Below are 16,513 nucleotides of genomic sequence, written 5' to 3'. Positions count from 1 at the left end.
TCCCCACGGTCAGCCGCCCGATATCCCGTGTCCGCGAACTGCTCTCGATGTGCGGAGTCGAGGGCCTCGTGCTCTTCAAGAAGCAGCGGCACTGATGCAACTCACCCTTCCCGCGAGGATGACGCGTCGTTCGCTGCCGACCTCAGGGGCCCCAAGGGCCACGGACGGAAACGGAGTGATCACGTTCGGTCAGGTTCTGTGTGATGGAGTCTGTGCGGAGGAATCGCGCCTCACAAGACCGGCTGGGACTCCTGGGTCCCGTTCCGGCCATCAGGTCGTCCGGCCCGGATCCTTCGTCCGCCGGCCGGGCCCGCCCGCCGGCCCGTCCGGCTCGCCGGGCGGTGTCTGTGCAGGCTGGCGCGGCATATGCCAGCCGGTAGTCGCCAGGGACGGCGGGGTGCTGCCGCCTGGCACCACGAGGCGATCCGCTTCTCGTCGCGCATGCTGGTGGGGGAGGGGTCGGCCTGGGGCGCTGCCCCCTTGTCGCGAGGAGAGCCGAGATGGACGACACGTACACCCGCTGGGCCACGCGAGCGGCCGCCACCTGCGGCGCCGTCGCCGCCGCGGCGGGAGCCTGGGCCGCCGTTGCCGGTGCCGTCGCCGCGACGGCGGGTGCGAAAGCCGCGCGGGCCGGGCTGCGGCACGCCCGGAGCCGGGGCCGCTGACCGGTAGTCAATGACCTTGCCGGACCAGGACCGGACCAGGACCGGACGGTAGGGCTAGCACCACCCTGCCCCGGGGGCTGCCCCCGGCGGCTTCGGGGTGGTGCCGTCATGGTCGTCGAAGGTGCCGCGTCCGTACGTTTCATGGGGTCAGCGCAGGTCACTGCGGGGGACGACGACCGGCCGGAGACGCCATGCCACACGCCAGCACGACCCTGACCAGTACCACTCCGACCAGCACCACTCCGACCAGCACTGCCGAACCCCGTGCGGGCAGCGACTTCGCACCCCTGCTGCGGGCGGTCCGGGAGCAGGGTCTGCTCGACCGCCGGATCGGCTGGTACGCGGCCGGCACCACGGCGAACCTGCTGGCCCTGGCCGGCACGGTCGCGGCCATGGTGCTCGTCGGCGACTCCTGGTGGACCGTGCTGCTCGCCGTGCCGCTGGCCGTCCTGTGGGCGCGCACCGCCTTCTTCGGGCACGACGCGGGCCACGCCCAGATCACCCGTGGCAAGCGGGCCGGTCGAGCCGTCGGCCTGCTGCACAGCAACCTGCTGCTCGGGCTGAGCTACGGCTGGTGGAACGACAAGCACAACCGTCACCACGCCAACCCCAACCATGTCGACAAGGACCCGGACGTGGGCGTCGGCGCGCTCGTCTGGACCCAGCAGCAGGCCGAGCAGCGCGCGGGCTTCGCCCGCTGGCTCACCCGCAACCAGGCCCGGCTGTTCCTGCCGATGCTGCTGCTGGAGGGCATCGCGCTGAAGGTGTACGGGTTCCAGGACCTCAAGCGCCAGGCGCCGCGCGAACGCGCCGTCGAGGGGCTGCTCCTGGTGGCCCACCTGGTCGGCTACGCGGCGCTGCTGCTGAGCGTGCTCTCCCCGGGCCGGGCCCTGGTCTTCGCCCTGGTGCACCATGCCCTGTTCGGCCTGCACCTCGGCCTCACCTTCGCCCCGAACCACAAGGGCATGGAGATGCCCGACCCGGACGGCGAAGGCTGGGGCCACCTGCGCCGCCAGGTGCTCACCTCCCGCAACGTGCGCGGCGGCCTGGTCACCGACTGGGCGCTCGGCGGCCTCAACTACCAGATCGAGCACCACCTGTTCCCCAACATGCCGCGGCCCCACCTGCGGCTCGCCCAGCCTCTGGTCCGGGCCCACTGCGCGGCGGTCGGGATCCCGTACGCCGAGACGTCACTGCTCGACTCCTACCGGCAGGCGTTTCGCCACATGCACGAGGTGGGCGCACCGCTGCGGTCGGCGCAGTAGCGGTGATCAGAACGGTGCCGGCGGGCATCGGCCCGGATCCTTGACGCGGCCATGCGGCACCAGTTCAATCAAGCCTTGAACCAGGCGGCGAAGGAACGGTGCTTCGCGTTCACGTTCTGGATGCGAAGTCCGCTGCCCCAGCTGCCGACTGACGGTCCATCAGTTCGACTCTCTGCCCTGCGGCCGGCTGGAGGACCCACCATGCCCCGATACGGATCCCGCGCCCGAAGGAGGCTGCCGGCAGCTGCCGTCGCGCTCGCCGCGACCGCGCTGCTGCTCGGCGGCAGCACGGCCTCACACGCCGCGCAGGCCGCGCACACCACGGCCAAACCCGGCCCGGGCTTCCCGGCGCAGTACGCCGCACCCTACGTCGAGACGTGGAACGCCCCCTCGGCCATGACCGCCGTCCAGTCGGCCACCGGTCTGAAGTACTTCACGCTGGCCTTCGTCCTCAGCGACGGCAGCTGCAACGCCACCTTCAACGGCGACGACGCCGTCGACGACGCGAGCTGGACCGGCGCCATCAACAGCCTGCGCGCCGCCGGCGGCGATGTCATCGCCTCCTTCGGCGGGGCGGCCGGCACCGAGTTGGCCCAGGCGTGTCCCGACGTCCCCTCGCTCCAGGCCCAGTACGAGCAGGTGATCGACACGCTCAACCTGACCAGGATCGACCTGGACATCGAGGGCGCCGCGCTGGACGACACCGACGCCAACGACCGGCGCGACCAGGCCCTGGCCAACCTCCAGCAGCAGTACGCCGCGGACGGCCGGACGCTGGACGTGGACTACACCCTGCCGGTGAACCCGAACGGCCTGAGCGCCAACGCGCTGAGCCTGCTGGGCAACGCCCGGAGCGAGGGCCTGAACGTCAATCTGGTCAACATCATGACCATGGACTACGGCGACTCGCTGGACATGGGGCAGGCCGCCACCGGCGCCGCGAGCGCGCTGCACGACCAGCTCGGCCGGATCTGGAGCGCCAAGACTTCCGCCCAGCTCTGGGCGATGGAGGGCAACACGCCGATGATCGGGGTCAACGACGCCACCAACGAGGTCTTCAGCGCCGACGACGCCACCACCCTGGAGAGGTTCGCGGCGGCCAACGGCATCCAGGAGCTGTCGTTCTGGGCACTCGGCCGCGACCAGGCCTGCGCGAGCACCGGCACCCTCTCCGACGCCTGCAGCGGCACCGCGCAGCGCCCGTACCAGTTCTCCGGCACCTTCAACGCCGTGACCGGTGCCGGCGGTACGGGCGCCGCCGGCACCGTCAACCATCCCTGGCAGCTGCCCGGTTGACCCCTTGCGGCACCGACCGCCGGCCCCGGGCAGGTTGAGGTCAGCTCCAGGGCAGCTGCGACCGGTGCTGCCAGTACGCGCCGGCGGGCTCGGCCAGCGTGGCGAGCCGGGTGAGTTGCTCCGCGTCGAGCTGGACGGTGGCGGCCCGCAGGTTGCTGGTGAGCTGCTCGACGGTGGCCGCGCCGGACAGCACCACGTCCGCCCAGGGCTGGTGGAGGACGGCGGCCAGGGCGGCCGCGTCGCAGCTGGTGCCCGCCTCCTTGGCCACCTGCTGCAGGACGGCGGTCGAGGCCGCGTCGGCGGGGCCCCCGGCGAGGCGTCCGTTGGCCATGCCCTCCTTGATGATGACGACGCAGCCGGCCTCGTGCGCCGCGGCGAGGGCCGCGCCGGCCGAGGGTTCGAGCAGGTTGTACGTGGCCTGCACGCTGCGGAAGAGCGGCGCGCCGTCCACCCGGATGGTGAGCGCGGCACGGATGGCGTCCGCCTGGGACGGACCGCTGGTGGACAGGCCGATGAGCACGCCCTCGGCGCCGAGCCGGGCCAGCCTGCGGTGCAGCGCGGGGTCGGTGAGTGCGGGGCTGTCCGGCGTGACGGAGTGGATCTGGTAGAGGTCCAGCCGCTTGCCGAGCAGGTTGCGGCTCTCGATCAGCTGGCGGTCGTAGGTCTGCACGCTGTGGTCCTTGACCTCGTGCACCTCCGCGTCGTCCCGCCAGTCGGCCGTGTAGGTGTAGCCCCACTTGCTGCCGACCACGACGTCCCGGGCCTCGGGGCGGCGGTCCAGCCACTCGGCGAGGAACTCCTCCGCACGGCCGTAGGACCGGGCCGCGTCCAGGTAGCGCACGCCCTGCGCGTACGCGGCGTCGAGCACCTCGTGGGCGCGATCGCGCATCGCGGACACCGTGCGCTCGACCGGGAGGTCCTCGGTCCGGCCGAGGTTGATGTAGCCGGGCCGGCCCAGCGCGGCCAGGCCCAGCCCGAACCGAGGTGTCGGTGCGGCGGCAACGAGGTGCTCGAAGGACACGGGCGGGTGCTCCCTGCTCGGAGGTGACGTTTCCCGCCACCGTACCCGCGTCGCCCGGCGGACCACGCCGCTGCCACGCCGCCGCCACGCCCGGTGAACTTCAGCGTCACCGTCTGCCCCGCGTAGCCGGACAGATCGAACGGCTGCTGGGCGTACCCGGTGTTCTGGCCGATCTGTTCATGTGCGTTCCCTCCCGTGGGGGAGGAGTTCCCGTCAGGAAAGCTTCCTTGCTTGACGAGGGAAGCTGCTCTGACGTCCGGCCACGGTCAACTGGATTCGCATGATTGGCAGTTCGGCTCTGCCGAAGGGGAACGTCCGCTCGCGTGGCCGGCCGTCCGAACCCTCGATACGCTGGTCGTTCGGGCCCCTGTCGGCGCGGCGGTGCGGTGGCGCGGCGCTGCGGCCTCAGGAGGTGGCACGGATGCGGATCGGCCTGCACGCCTTGGGCATCGGGAACGGCGCTCGGCCGGAGGTGATCCGTGCGGTGGCGGCAGCCGCCGAGGCTCGCGGGTTCGCGAGGCTGTGGGTGGGCGAGCATGTGGTGCTGGTCGACGACCCGATGTCCCGCTACCCGTACTCCGCCGACGGGAGGATCCCGATCCCCGCCCCCGCCGACTGGTTGGACCCGCTGCTCACCCTGAGCTTCGCCGCGGCCGTGACCGGCCGGATCGGCCTGGCCACGGGCGTGTTGCTGCTGCCCGAGCACCATCCGGTGGTGGTGGCCAAGCAGGCCGCGACGCTGGACGTGCTCTCGGCGGGGCGGCTCACCCTCGGCGTCGGCGTCGGTTGGTCCGCCGAGGAGTTCGCCGCGCTCGGGGTGCCCTTCGCCCGGCGTGGTCGGCGTACCGCCGAGTACATCACCGCGATGCGTGCGCTGTGGTCGCAGGACGTCGCCTCGTTCGACGGGGAGTTCGTGCGCTTCGAGGCGATCCGGGTCAATCCCAAGCCGGTGCGGGGGCGACGGCTGCCGATCGTGGTGGGCGGCAACAGCGACGCGGCCCTGCGCCGGACCGCCGCCCTCGGGGACGGCTGGTACGGCTTCAACCTCCCGGCCGCCACCGTCGCGGAGCGCCTCAGCGCCCTTGCCGGGTACTGCGAACGGCAGGGCCGCCGGGTGGACGAGCTGACCGTCGCGGTCGCGCTGAGCGACGGCGCCCCCGAGCTGCTCCCCGGCCTGGCCGAAGCCGGCGTGACCGAACTGGTCGTGGTCGACGCGCCACCGGCGAGGCCGGACGCGGCCGCCGGCTGGGTGGGCGCCCTCGCCGACCGGTGGCTCGCCCATGCTCCGTGAGCAGCCCTGCCCTGGCTGGTCGCCGTCGGGGCGACCAGCCAGGGCAGAGTAGGTCACGGCAGGGCGGGAGATCGGGGTGCGGGTCAGGCGTTCGGGTCGAGCTGGACCCACTTGGCCATGCTGGGCACGCCCTTGTCGTTGAGCAGGAAGAGCATGTAGACGCCGGGGGTGGCCGCCTCGGCGCTCGTGGGCGACTTCAGCAGGAGCTGGTTGCGGCCGGTGTTGGCGATCGGCAGCTCGATGTACCGCTGGCTGGTGTCCACCGAGTGGGTCGAGGTGATCGGCGCGACCAGGACGGCCTTGCTGATCCCGGTCGAGGTGGTGCCCACCGGGAAGTAGTGGTTGTAGCCGACCGGGGTGTTCGGGACGCTGGTCAGCTCCGGACGCGGGCCCTGGAACAGGTACGGCGGCTCGTAGATCTCGATGGTGCCGTTCGCGTTCGGGTCCTTGATGTCCGGGTTGCTGGCGAGCTGCTGGAGCTCGTCACCCGTCACCATGATCCGGCCGTCCGGCAGCAGCACCGCGTTGGAGTGGTAGCCGCGCGGCAGGCGCTCGGCCGGGCCGAGCGTCCAGGTGCCGTTCGCGGCGCGCAGCTCGGTCTGGCGGTACTTCAGGTCGGCGTTGGGGTTGTAGTCCCCGAAGCCGTAGTCGCGGATGCCGTAGGAGCCGTTGACGGTGAACAGCTGGCCGTTGGGCAGGATGAGCGTGTCGTCCTGGGCGCGGCCGAACGCCCGCGGGGTGTCCGTGGTCCACCGGCCGCCCGCGAACCGGTAGGTGTTCTTGTCGTCGTGGTTGCCGCCCAGGACCATGACGGAGTTCGGGCCGGCGGTGCCGTTCGGCAGCGCGACGGCGGAGCCGTACATCCGCAGGCCGCCGTCCGGGCGGTTGGGCAGCTGGCTGCGGGTCTCCTTGGCCGGATCGAACAGGAACTGCTGGTCGGCGTCGCGGCCGAAGCCGTAGACCTTGCCGTCGTTCAGCGCGAACAGGTGCGGATAGTCCATCCGGTAGGGCGCGTCCGCGTTCTTCCACTGGTACACGGGGTTGTTCGCGGTGAAGTTCTCGCCGTAGGGGACGTCGGAGGTGTTCACCGGGAAGCGCTCGATGAGCGGGGTGGGCGTGCCCCAACCCAGTTCGGTCTGGCCCGACATGATCAGCTGCCGGCCGTCCGAGGTGGTGACCACGCTCGGGTACCAGCGGCCGACCGCCATGTCCTGCTGCTGCAGCCAGGTCTCCTTCCAGGGGTCGAACACCATCGAGAACCTGGCCCCGGCGCCGTTGTTGCCGCCGAAGTTGCCGCCGAAGACGCCGACCATGCCGTTGGGCAGGTAGGAGTGTCCCGCGCAGAAGAGCGGTGCGGGGCGCGGTTCGTTCTTGCCGTCGTCCAGGTTGACGGTGGGCGGCGGGACGGCCTTGAACGCGTCAGGGCCGGTGCCCTTGCTCGGATCCCACAGGTACGCGCGGCCGGCGTTCTCCTTCCCGATGGTCTGGGTCGGGGCCGGCTCCTTCTGCGGATTGGTCTCGATGCGCTCGAAGGAGAACAGCAGCACCTTGCCGGTGGGCAGCAGGGCGACGTGGTCACCGAAGTCCGGGGACTTGAAGTAGTCGGTGAAGCGCCCGAACTTCGCCGTGTCGGTGAACTTGGCGTTGAGCGCGGCCTGCGAGTCGGTCAGCGACTTGAACCGCATCGTCCGGATCGGGTCCGGGTACTCGCCGACGGCCCGCAGGCCGATCCGGTCCCTGGCCATCGACTCGGCGGTGGACTGGCCGAAGACCGCCACCTCGTCGGAGCGCACCTCCCCTCTCAGCTGTTCGGGAGTGATGCGCAGCGCGCCGAAACCGCCGGGCTGGTCGGCGGCGAAGGCGGGGGCTTCCGACAGCGGTGTGGTCAGTACGGCTGTGGTGGTCAGGGCGAGGGCGGCGGCGCCGGCCGCGAACGCCGCTGACAGTCTCCTGCGGGACATGGAACTCCTTGCATGGGGTTGCATGGGGCGCATGGGCCTACGGCAGCCAGGGCGTCGCGCGGACGGTGGCTGACGGTCATCAGAGAACCACTTCGGGAATCCGTTCGCATGCAGACACGCCTTTGTCCACCGGAGAACGCCGAATGGATTCACCGACTGCTCATCACGTTGCGTGTCGGCCAGTGGAATTGGCCGGCCCCGTGCTGAGATGACCCCAAAACCCGCTCGGCGGAAGGGAACGCTCCAGTGATCAGCACCACCCGCATCAGCACGGTCGCTGCCGTAGGTGCCGCACTGCTCGTGGTCATCACCGGCACCAGTGCGGCGGCAAGCCCCGTGAGGAGGGCCATGCAGCCACACACGGTCAGCGGAGAGGTCATCAAGAACGGTGCTGACGGCACCGAGCGGACGCTGATGTGTCCGCCGGAGGAGAACGTCATGGGCGGCGGCTTCAGCGTCTCTCCCGGGGCCGGGCGGCACCTCGAGTCGACCCCGGCCGACGTCCTGACGAGCCGGCCCACCGCTGACGCCACCGGCTGGATCGTGGCGGTCCGCAAGCAGGACCTGTCAGCCGCCGGCAACGGTGCCGAGCCGGCCGATCTCACGCTCCAGGTCGTCTGCACCGAGGGCGAGTCGAGCACCATGGCCTGATCGACGGGCGCCCTCCCGGGCCGGCCCGCCCGCGCCGGATTCTCGCGCGGGTGGGCCGGCCGCATGTCACCGCGGCTCTCCCCGGGCCGGAGCCGTCCGGTTGTCGTCCGGTGCCTTGCCCGGAGCGGGCAGGGTCACAGCGGGCAGCGTCACAGCGGGCAGGGCCACCGCGGGCAGCGGCGCGGGTCCGGTCGCCGCATGCCAGTTGTAGGCGGCTGGGTCGAAGTGGCCCAGTTGGCGCACGAGTTGCCCGGTGGACCACGGCCAGGCGAAGGTGTTGCGCCCGCTCGGGCTGAAGTAGTAGCTGCTGCAGCCACCGGAGTTGTAGACGGTGGTCCGCAACGCCTCCTGCACCGCGGCGTTGTGCGCGGCCTGGGTGGCCGCGTCGATCTCCAGGGCCTGCCGCTCTCGCCGGTCGAGCTGGGCCAAGGCAGCGGTGAGGTAGCTCAGTTGGGCCTCCAGGACGGTGATCGCGGAGGTGGAGCCGCCGAGCAGGTTGGGCCCCAGCAGCAGGAACAGGTTGGGGAAGCCGGTGACGGTGGTGCCCAGGTACGCCTGCGGCTCGCCGTCCCAGACTGCGCCCAGGGTCCGGCCGTCGAGGCCGTACAGGCTCTGGGCCAGCGGAAGTTCGCCGATCCGGAAGCCGGTGGCCGTGATGAGGACGTCCGCCTGGACCGCGGTGCCGTCGGCGCCGACGATCTCGTTGCCGTGCACGGCCGCAACGGCGGTGGGGTGCAGGCGGACGTGCGGCTGGGCCAGGGCGCGGTAGAAGGTGCTGGAGGTCAGCAGCCGCTTGCAGCCCAGCCGGTAGTCCGGGGTGAGTGCCCGGCGCAGCAACGGGTCGCGGACCGCGAGCCGCAGCTGTGCGCGGGCTCCCACCTCGAGCAGGCGGGCGAGCCGGGGGTGGCGGAAGGCGTAGTTGAAGCCCTCCTGCAAGGCGTACTGCCCGGCGCGCAGGGCGCGCCGGGCACCGGGCAGGCGGTCCAGCAGCCGGTTGACCGCCGCGGGTACCGGCAGATCGGGCTTGGGCAGGACCCACTGGGCGGTCCGCTGGAAGAGGTGCACGGCCGCTGCCCGATCCGCGATGGCCGGGACGAGTTGGACGGCGGAGGCGCCGCTGCCCACCACGGCCACCCGACGGCCCGTCAGATCGATGCTCTCGTCCCACCGGGCGGTGTGCAGGACCGGCCCGTCGAACTCCTCGACGCCGGGGACGTCGAGCTCGCGCGGGAGGTGCCACGGCCCGGTGGCCAGGACCAGGACGGCGGCGCTGTAGGGCCCGTCGCTGGTCTCCAGCCGCCAGCACCCGGCCGCCGGATCCCACCGGGCTCCCCGGACCTCCACTCCGCAGCGCAACACCTCGTCGATCCCGTGCCGTTCGGCCGTCGCCCGCAGGTAGGCGTGGATCTCGCGCTGTCCGGCGAAGATCCTGCTCCATGCGGTGTCCGGGGCGAACGAGTAGCTGTAGAGCGTCGAGGGCACGTCGCAGGCGCAGCCCGGATAGGTGTTCTCCCGCCAGGTGCCGCCGAGTTGCGACGCCTTCTCCAGGACGACGACGTTGCGGAATCCGGCCTGGCGCAGCCGGATGGCGGCGCCGATGCCGGAGAACCCGGCGCCGACGACCACGGCGTCCACGCGTTCGCTCGGCCGAGTGGCCTGCGCCGGGATCACAGTTCCGGTCCTGTGGCGTTCGTCGCGGTCAGCTGGGTCTCGCTCATCTGGGCCGTCTCTCCGTCGCGTTCGGTGTGCGCTGCCGAGCGAGCCACTCCGGTGGCAGCTCGGCTGAGCGTGACTCCGGCGAGTTGCCGCCGGAGTCACGCCTGAAGAACGGGAGCGAGGGCCCGGAGGTCACCCTCGGATCGCGAGGCCGCCGTCGAACGCGGCGTCACCTCGGGCTCCGCGAGCGCCAGTTGATCCAGGGCTCGGGTTCATGCATGAAGCCGGCGCTTCCGAGGAAGGGATCACTGAGGGATCACCATGGCATGACCATGATCCGGGACTCGCAGTCGGAGCCCGGCCGCAGGGGGGAGTTGGGGCGTGGGTGCGGACTTCGTGCGACTGTCGGTCGCGCTGACGGGCTTCGAGGCGGCGGAGCTGGCCGAGACCGGGATGGTCGAGACCTACCGCGCCTTGGTGCTCCGGCAACTCGGCGACACCACGCTGGGGCGCCTGGCCGAGGCGCTGGCCGAGGCGGGTGGCGATCCGCGGGGCCTGGCCGATCCGGCACTGCTGGAGGTCGCGCGGGCGCTCTGCCACCTCTGGTACCTGGGGGTGTGGCCGGGGCTCCCTGGGCAGCCGGGCGACCAGGCGCCCGTGCGGCCGTCGGCGGCGGCGTACGCGCAGGGGCTGCTGTGGCGGGCCATGGGCAGCCACGCGCCCGGCACGCACGCGCCGGGCTTCGGCAGCTGGGCCGAACCGCCGGCGCCGGCGGAACCGCCACCGGCGGCCGAACCGCCAGCGCCGGCCCAGCCTTCGCCGGCTAGGGCCGACCGCGCCGCGACCGTGGAAGGAGCGCGACGGTGAGCCTGGAGACAGCCCGCCCTGAGCGGTACGACGTGATCGTGGTGGGGGCCGGCATCGCCGGGTCACTGCTGGCCAAGCGACTGGGGGAGCGGGGACGCCGGGTCCTGGTGCTGGAGGCCGGCGTCGGCGCGAGCGACCGGGCCGGCGAGCACGGGGCCGCCGGCGGGCACGAGGCCGACGTCGCGAGGTTCCAGCGGGCGCTCGCGAAGGTGCCCAGCGCCGCCATCGCCGGCAACGCCTTGGTCCCCTCGCCCGAGGTGCTGGACCTCGCGGGTCTGGCCGGCGGCGGGTTCCGCGCCGACGGGTACTTCGTCCAGCGCGGCCCGCTGCCGTACGCCAGCGGCTACCTGCGGGTCAAGGGCGGCACCGGAACCGCCTGGACGGGGCTGACCCCGCGCATGCACCCGGAGGACTTCCACACCGAGGACTTCGGCTACGGCCGCGACTGGCCCATCGGCTACCCGGAGTTGGAGCCCTACTACCGGGCGGCCGAGCGGGAGATCGGGGTCGCCGCCGATGTCGCCGAACAGCGGGACGCGGTCGGCCTGCCGTTCGCCGACGGCTACGCGTTCCCGATGGCCCCGATCCCCGCCAGCCACCTCGACCGGGTGCTGGCCGCGCGGCTGGACGGCCGGAAGGTCAAGGATCCGACCGCGCCCGGCCCGACCGAGCTTCGCGTGGTGGGCACGCCGCACGGGCGCAACAGCGAGCCGAGCAGCGCGTACGGACCGGCCTGCGCCGGCAGCGCCAGCTGCATCCCGGTCTGCCCGACCGGTGCGAAGTACACCCCCGCGCGGACCCAGGCCCGCTGGGCGCCGTCCGTCGCCCTGCTCACCCGCGCCGTGGTCAGCCGCGTCCTGGTGGACTCCGGCGGCCGGGCCGTGGGCGTGGAGTACCAGCGCTACCAGGACCCGCACCGCGCCGCCCACACCGTGCACACGGCGCACGCCGAGATCGTCGTGCTGGCCGCGCACGCGATCGAGAACGCCCGGCTGCTGCTCGCCTCCGGCCTGGCCAACTCCAGCGACCAGGTCGGCCGCAACCTGATGGACCATCCGGTCCTGCTCACCTGGGGCCTGATGCCGCAGCCGATCGGCGCCTACCGCGGCCCGGGCTCCACCTCCGGACTGGAGGGCTTCCGCTTCGGACCCACCCGGGCGGACCGCGCGCCGTTCCGGATCGAGATCGGTAACTGGGGCTGGGGCTGGGCGGCCGCCCCGCCCGACGACGAGGTCGCGGCCGTCCTGGGCACCGGCGACCCGGCCGCACCGAACGGGCTGGGGCTCTTCGGAAAGGACCTGCGCCGGGTGCTCGGCGACCGGGTGGGCCGCCAGTTCGCCCTGCAGTTCGAGATGGAGCAGAGCGCCGAGCCCGGCAACCGCGTCACCCTCGACCACCGCCACCGGGACCAGCTCGGCAACCCGCGTCCGGTGCTCGCCTACGACCTGTCCGAGCACGTCAAGGCCGGGATGGCGGCCGCCAAGGCGGTCTCCGACCAGATCTTCGCCCTGCTCGGCGCCGAGGACCACACCGCCTACCTGCCCGGGCCGAGCACACCGGGCTGGTTCGAGTACCAGGGCCGCCCGTACGTCTACCGGGGCGCCGGCCACGGCGGCGGCACGCACGTCATGGGCCACCGCCCCGCCGACTCCGTGGTCGACTCCTGGCAGCGCTGTTGGGACCACCCCAACCTCTATGCCGTGGGCTGCGGCAGCATGCCCTCGCTGGGCACCTCCAACCCCACCCTCACCATGGCCGCCCTCACCCTGCGCAGCGCCGAGCAGATCGACCGCGACCTGACCCGGGCCCGCCGTGCCGTCACCCTCCCCCAGCCGTCGGCCGGGGACATCCCCAGCGAGGAGCAACCCGCCCGATGAACCCCGACCTGACCCTGCCGCCCGTCGCTGCTCCCTACCAACTCCCGTTCCACTACGGGGCCCTGCACAACATCGGACTCGACTACCTGGTCGACCCCACCCCGGCGCGGGAGTTGCTCGCCAAGCGCCATCCCGACCTGACGCTCGCCGAGTTCGACGGCCGGGCCTGCGCCACGCTCAACTACCAGCTGTACTTCGCCCAGTACGCGAACGGCGCCGGCATCACCCAGGAGGTGGAGTTCAGCGTCATCGCCCATCCCACCGCCTGCGCCGATCGCCTGGCGCGCCTGACGTACCGTCAGTTCGCCGACGGCCGCGACCAGACCAAGCTCCTCGGGATCGCCCGGCTGCACGTGCTCTGCGACAACCCGCTGGCCATCGACGCGGGCACCAGGCTCTACGGCGAGCCGAAGTACCCGGCCTGGTTCGAGTCCACCATGCCCTCCCTCAACGGCCCGGCGGGCGAGGCGTGGTCGGTGACCTGCAAGCGGGCCGCGTTCACCGAGGGCGGCGACGGTCTCGACCGCCGGCCCGAGGGCCTGTTCTCCTTCCACGCCGACCTCGCGGGACTGGCCCGCACGCCGGTCAACAACACGCCCATCACCGGCTACGGCACCGATCCGGACGGGCGCCCGCTGGCCGGCCCGATGAACGTCTACCAGCCCTACCAGTACCACCCGTTGGCGGCGCAGGACGCTGAGCGGGTGCTGCTCACGGTGCATGACGAGGCGTCAGAGATCGGCGAACACCTGAGCACCCTGATCGGGCGGGCGCCCGCGGTGGCCGCCTGGACCTACCAGTCGGCGCCCGTCGCCGCCCACAACCACCCCTACTACCTGCCGAGCCGCCAGCCCCGCTGAGCGAAGCCGTCCGGCCGGTCCCGGCGGTCTGCCACGCCAGGGCCGGCCGGACCGCTGTCCTCATCAGGCCCCGGTCAGGCGCAGGCCGCGCACAGCCCCCGGTAGGTGACCACGGCCTCGGACACGGTGAAACCGAACCGCTCCTCCGCCGGGAGGTCGGCCAGCGGATCGCCGGTCGGGTGGACATCGCGGATGGTGCCGCAGTTGGAGCAGACCAGGTGCTGGTGCGGGCGGTGCGCGTTGGGGTCGTAGCGCTTGGCCCGGCCGTCGGTCGAGACCTCGGTGACCTCGCCGATGGAGACCAGGTCGCCCAGGGTGTTGTAGACGGTCGCGCGGGAGATCTCGGGCAGCCGCCGGGCCGCGCGGGCGTGCACCTCGTCGGCCGTGAGATGCACGTGGTCGCCGTCGAGCACCTCCGCCACGACACGCCGCTGGGAGGTCATCCGCCAGCCACGCCTCCGCAGTCGCTCCAGCAGGTCACTCATATCAGCTCACCTATTCAGGTCCGGTGGACGGCTGTCCCTACCAGTACTGTCCGGTTTCCGATGAGGTATGGAGTTGACGCTCTTCTTGACTTGGACTCGGTCAATCGTAGGATCGGTTTTGGCGATAGCCAAGGGGTAGGAAGACTCCAGTACGGCACCAGCACGGCACCCCCGCAGCGGACCGGACGACAGTACGGCCCGGTTCCGCTCGATCGACGAGGCCGAGTCACATACTGCGTCCTGTGCCCCGACTGCTCCACCGTCCGCAGTTACTGAGCACCATGATCCGCTTGGTCCGGAAGGAATCCCATGTCTGAGAACCATGATGCAATCGTCACAGACGCGAAGGCGGAGGGCGCGGGAGGTTGCCCGGTCGCGCACGGGCGGGCCCCGCACCCGACTCAGGGCGGCGGAAACCGCCAGTGGTGGCCGGATCGGCTCAATCTGAAGATCCTCGCCAAGAACCCCGCCGTGGCCAACCCGCTCGGCGAGGAATTCGACTACGCCGAGGCGTTCACGAGCCTGGACCTCCCCGCCGTGAAGCGCGACATCGCGCAGACGCTGACCACCTCGCAGGACTGGTGGCCGGCCGACTTCGGCCACTACGGCCCGCTGATGATCCGGATGGCGTGGCACAGCGCGGGCACCTACCGGATCAGCGACGGCCGCGGCGGTGCGGGGGCCGGCCAGCAGCGCTTCGCCCCGCTGAACAGCTGGCCGGACAACGCGAGCCTCGACAAGGCCCGCCGCCTACTGTGGCCGGTCAAGAAGAAGTACGGCCGCAACCTCTCGTGGGCCGACCTGATGATCCTCGCCGGCAACGTCGCCCTGGAGTCGATGGGCTTCGAGACCTTCGGCTTCGGCGGTGGCCGGGCGGACGTCTGGGAGCCCGACGAGGACGTCTACTGGGGTCCCGAGACCACCTGGCTCGGCGACGAGCGCTACACCGGCGACCGCGAGCTGGAGGACCCGCTGGGCGCGGTCCAGATGGGCCTCATCTACGTCAACCCGGAGGGCCCGAACGGCACTCCGGACCCGATCGCCGCGGCCCGCGACATCCGTGAGACGTTCCGCCGGATGGCGATGAACGACGAGGAGACGGTCGCCCTGATCGCGGGCGGTCACACCTTCGGCAAGACCCATGGCGCGGGCCCGGCCGACCACGTCGGCCCCGACCCCGAGGCCGCCCCGCTCGAGCAGCTGGGCCTCGGCTGGAAGAGCAGCTTCGGCACCGGCAAGGGCGCCGACGCGATCACCAGCGGTCTCGAGGGTGCCTGGACGCCGACCCCGGTGACCTGGAACAACAGCTTCTTCGAGACCCTGTTCGGCTACGAGTGGGAGCTGACCAAGAGCCCCGCCGGCGCGTACCAGTGGAAGCCGAAGGACGGCGCCGGCGCGGGCACCGTCCCCGACGCCCACGACCCGTCGAAGACTCACGCGCCGACGATGCTGACGACCGACCTCTCGCTGCGGCTCGACCCGGCCTACGAGCAGATCTCGCGCCGCTTCCTGGCGCACCCCGAGGAGCTCGCGGACGCCTTCGCCCGGGCGTGGTTCAAGCTGACCCACCGCGACATGGGCCCGGTGGCGCGCTACCTCGGCCCCGAGGTCCCGACCGAGACGCTGCTGTGGCAGGACCCGCTGCCCGCGGTGACGTACGAGCTCATCGACGCCGGCGACGTCGCCTCCCTCAAGGGTCAGGTCCTCGCCTCGGGCCTGCCGGTCTCCCAGCTGGTGGCCACCGCGTGGGCGGCGGCCTCGTCCTTCCGCGGCAGCGACAAGCGCGGTGGCGCCAACGGTGCGCGCATCCGCCTCGAGCCGCAGCGCGGCTGGGAGGTCAACGACGCCGACCAGCTGGCGACGGCGCTGCGCACCCTGGAGGGGATCCAGCAGACCTTCAACGCCGCGCAGACCGGCGGCAAGCAGGTCTCGCTCGCCGACCTGATCGTGCTCGCCGGCGGCGCGGCCGTCGAGCGGGCCGCCAAGGACGCCGGCTTCGACGTCGAGGTTCCGTTCACGCCGGGCCGCGTGGACGCGTCGCAGGAGCAGACCGACGTGGAGTCGTTCGCCGCGCTCGAGCCGACCGCCGACGGATTCCGCAACTACGTCGGCAAGGGCACCCGGCTGCCGGCCGAGTACCTGCTGATCGACCGGGCGAACCTGCTGAACCTGAGCGCCCCGGAGATGACGGCCCTCGTCGGCGGCCTCCGCGTGCTGGGCGCGAACCACCAGCAGTCGCCGGTCGGCGTCTTCACCAAGACCCCCGGGTCGCTGACCAACGACTTCTTCGTCAACCTGCTCGACCTGGGCACGACCTGGCAGGCGACGTCCGAGGACGCGCACACGTTCGAGGGTCGCGACGCCGCCACCGGGGCGGTCAAGTGGACCGGCAGCCGCGCCGACCTCGTCTTCGGCTCGAACTCCGAGCTGCGCGCGGTCGCGGAGGTCTACGCGAGCGATGACGCCGAGGAGAAGTTCGTCAACGACTTCGTCGCCGCCTGGGCCAAGGTGATGGAGCTCGACCGGTTCGACCTCGCCTGATCACTCGTGGTGCAAGCGTCCAGGCCGGCCCGCGAGGGCCGGCCTGGACGCTTCCGGACTGCTTTCCGGAACAGGGC

General features: G+C 72.0%; 13 protein-coding genes. 9 read left to right on the top strand and 4 right to left on the bottom strand.

Annotation, left to right across the window (positions count from 1 at the left end):
- Positions 1-500: 500 nt before the first annotated feature.
- The 3 genes from ABH937_RS00425 to ABH937_RS00415 all read left to right on the top strand — a co-directional run bounded on the left by ABH937_RS00425 (position 501) and on the right by ABH937_RS00415 (position 3,226).
- On the top strand, positions 501-665 hold the full coding sequence (locus tag ABH937_RS00425; RefSeq protein ID WP_280694305.1) for a hypothetical protein: 165 nt from the start codon (positions 501-503) through the stop codon (positions 663-665).
- Between the two features lie 191 nt (positions 666-856).
- A complete protein-coding gene (locus ABH937_RS00420) occupies positions 857-1,930 on the top strand; it encodes an acyl-CoA desaturase (RefSeq protein ID WP_280694306.1) in 1,074 nt (357 codons plus the stop codon).
- 201 nt (positions 1,931-2,131) lie between these two features.
- A complete protein-coding gene (locus ABH937_RS00415; RefSeq protein ID WP_370216724.1) occupies positions 2,132-3,226 on the top strand; it encodes a chitinase in 1,095 nt (364 codons plus the stop codon).
- A 40-nt stretch (positions 3,227-3,266) separates the two neighbouring features.
- Here ABH937_RS00415 and ABH937_RS00410 read toward each other — a convergent pair whose 3' ends face one another.
- Positions 3,267-4,247: an aldo/keto reductase gene (locus ABH937_RS00410; protein ID WP_370216723.1), complete on the bottom strand. Its 981-nt coding sequence runs from the start codon at positions 4,245-4,247 to the stop codon at positions 3,267-3,269.
- A gap of 421 nt (positions 4,248-4,668) precedes the next feature.
- On the opposite strand from ABH937_RS00410, the gene ABH937_RS00405 reads away from it, so the two are divergent.
- Positions 4,669-5,538: an LLM class F420-dependent oxidoreductase gene (locus ABH937_RS00405; protein ID WP_370216722.1), complete on the top strand. Its 870-nt coding sequence runs from the start codon at positions 4,669-4,671 to the stop codon at positions 5,536-5,538.
- Between the two features lie 83 nt (positions 5,539-5,621).
- Here the strand turns inward: ABH937_RS00405 and ABH937_RS00400 are convergent, their stop codons facing one another.
- Positions 5,622-7,499 carry a galactose oxidase-like domain-containing protein gene (locus tag ABH937_RS00400; protein ID WP_370216721.1) on the bottom strand — a complete coding sequence of 626 codons (1,878 nt, stop codon included), beginning with the start codon at positions 7,497-7,499 and terminating at the stop codon, positions 5,622-5,624.
- 348 nt (positions 7,500-7,847) lie between these two features.
- Between ABH937_RS00400 and ABH937_RS00395 the strand changes: the two genes are divergently transcribed.
- Positions 7,848-8,150 carry a hypothetical protein gene (locus tag ABH937_RS00395; RefSeq protein WP_370216720.1) on the top strand — a complete coding sequence of 101 codons (303 nt, stop codon included), beginning with the start codon at positions 7,848-7,850 and terminating at the stop codon, positions 8,148-8,150.
- Between the two features lie 66 nt (positions 8,151-8,216).
- Here the strand turns inward: ABH937_RS00395 and ABH937_RS00390 are convergent, their stop codons facing one another.
- A complete protein-coding gene (locus ABH937_RS00390; RefSeq protein ID WP_370216719.1) occupies positions 8,217-9,821 on the bottom strand; it encodes a flavin-containing monooxygenase in 1,605 nt (534 codons plus the stop codon).
- Positions 9,822-10,187: 366 nt separating this feature from the next.
- On the opposite strand from ABH937_RS00390, the gene ABH937_RS00385 reads away from it, so the two are divergent.
- The 3 genes from ABH937_RS00385 to ABH937_RS00375 are packed head-to-tail and all read left to right on the top strand — an operon-like array spanning position 10,188 to position 13,410.
- On the top strand, positions 10,188-10,673 hold the full coding sequence (locus ABH937_RS00385) for a hypothetical protein (protein WP_370216718.1): 486 nt from the start codon (positions 10,188-10,190) through the stop codon (positions 10,671-10,673).
- Positions 10,670-12,550: a GMC family oxidoreductase gene (locus tag ABH937_RS00380; RefSeq protein ID WP_370216717.1), complete on the top strand. Its 1,881-nt coding sequence runs from the start codon at positions 10,670-10,672 to the stop codon at positions 12,548-12,550. Before ABH937_RS00385 ends, ABH937_RS00380 begins: the two co-directional genes overlap by 4 nt.
- Entirely contained in the window at positions 12,547-13,410 is an 864-nt protein-coding gene (locus ABH937_RS00375) for a hypothetical protein (RefSeq protein ID WP_370216715.1), read from the top strand. The genes ABH937_RS00380 and ABH937_RS00375 overlap by 4 nt, the downstream gene beginning before the upstream one ends.
- A 74-nt stretch (positions 13,411-13,484) precedes the next feature.
- Here the strand turns inward: ABH937_RS00375 and ABH937_RS00370 are convergent, their stop codons facing one another.
- Positions 13,485-13,895 (bottom strand): transcriptional repressor, encoded by a 411-nt coding sequence (locus ABH937_RS00370; RefSeq protein WP_280694316.1) that lies wholly within the window; start codon positions 13,893-13,895, stop codon positions 13,485-13,487.
- 309 nt (positions 13,896-14,204) lie between these two features.
- Between ABH937_RS00370 and katG the strand changes: the two genes are divergently transcribed.
- Positions 14,205-16,436 (top strand): catalase/peroxidase HPI, encoded by a 2,232-nt coding sequence (katG, locus tag ABH937_RS00365; RefSeq protein WP_370216714.1) that lies wholly within the window; start codon positions 14,205-14,207, stop codon positions 16,434-16,436.
- Positions 16,437-16,513: the final 77 nt, after the last annotated feature.

This window comes from Kitasatospora sp. GAS1066B, assembly GCF_041262605.1.
GTDB lineage: Bacteria > Actinomycetota > Actinomycetes > Streptomycetales > Streptomycetaceae > Kitasatospora.
This window is presented reverse-complemented; position numbering and strand designations above follow the sequence as displayed.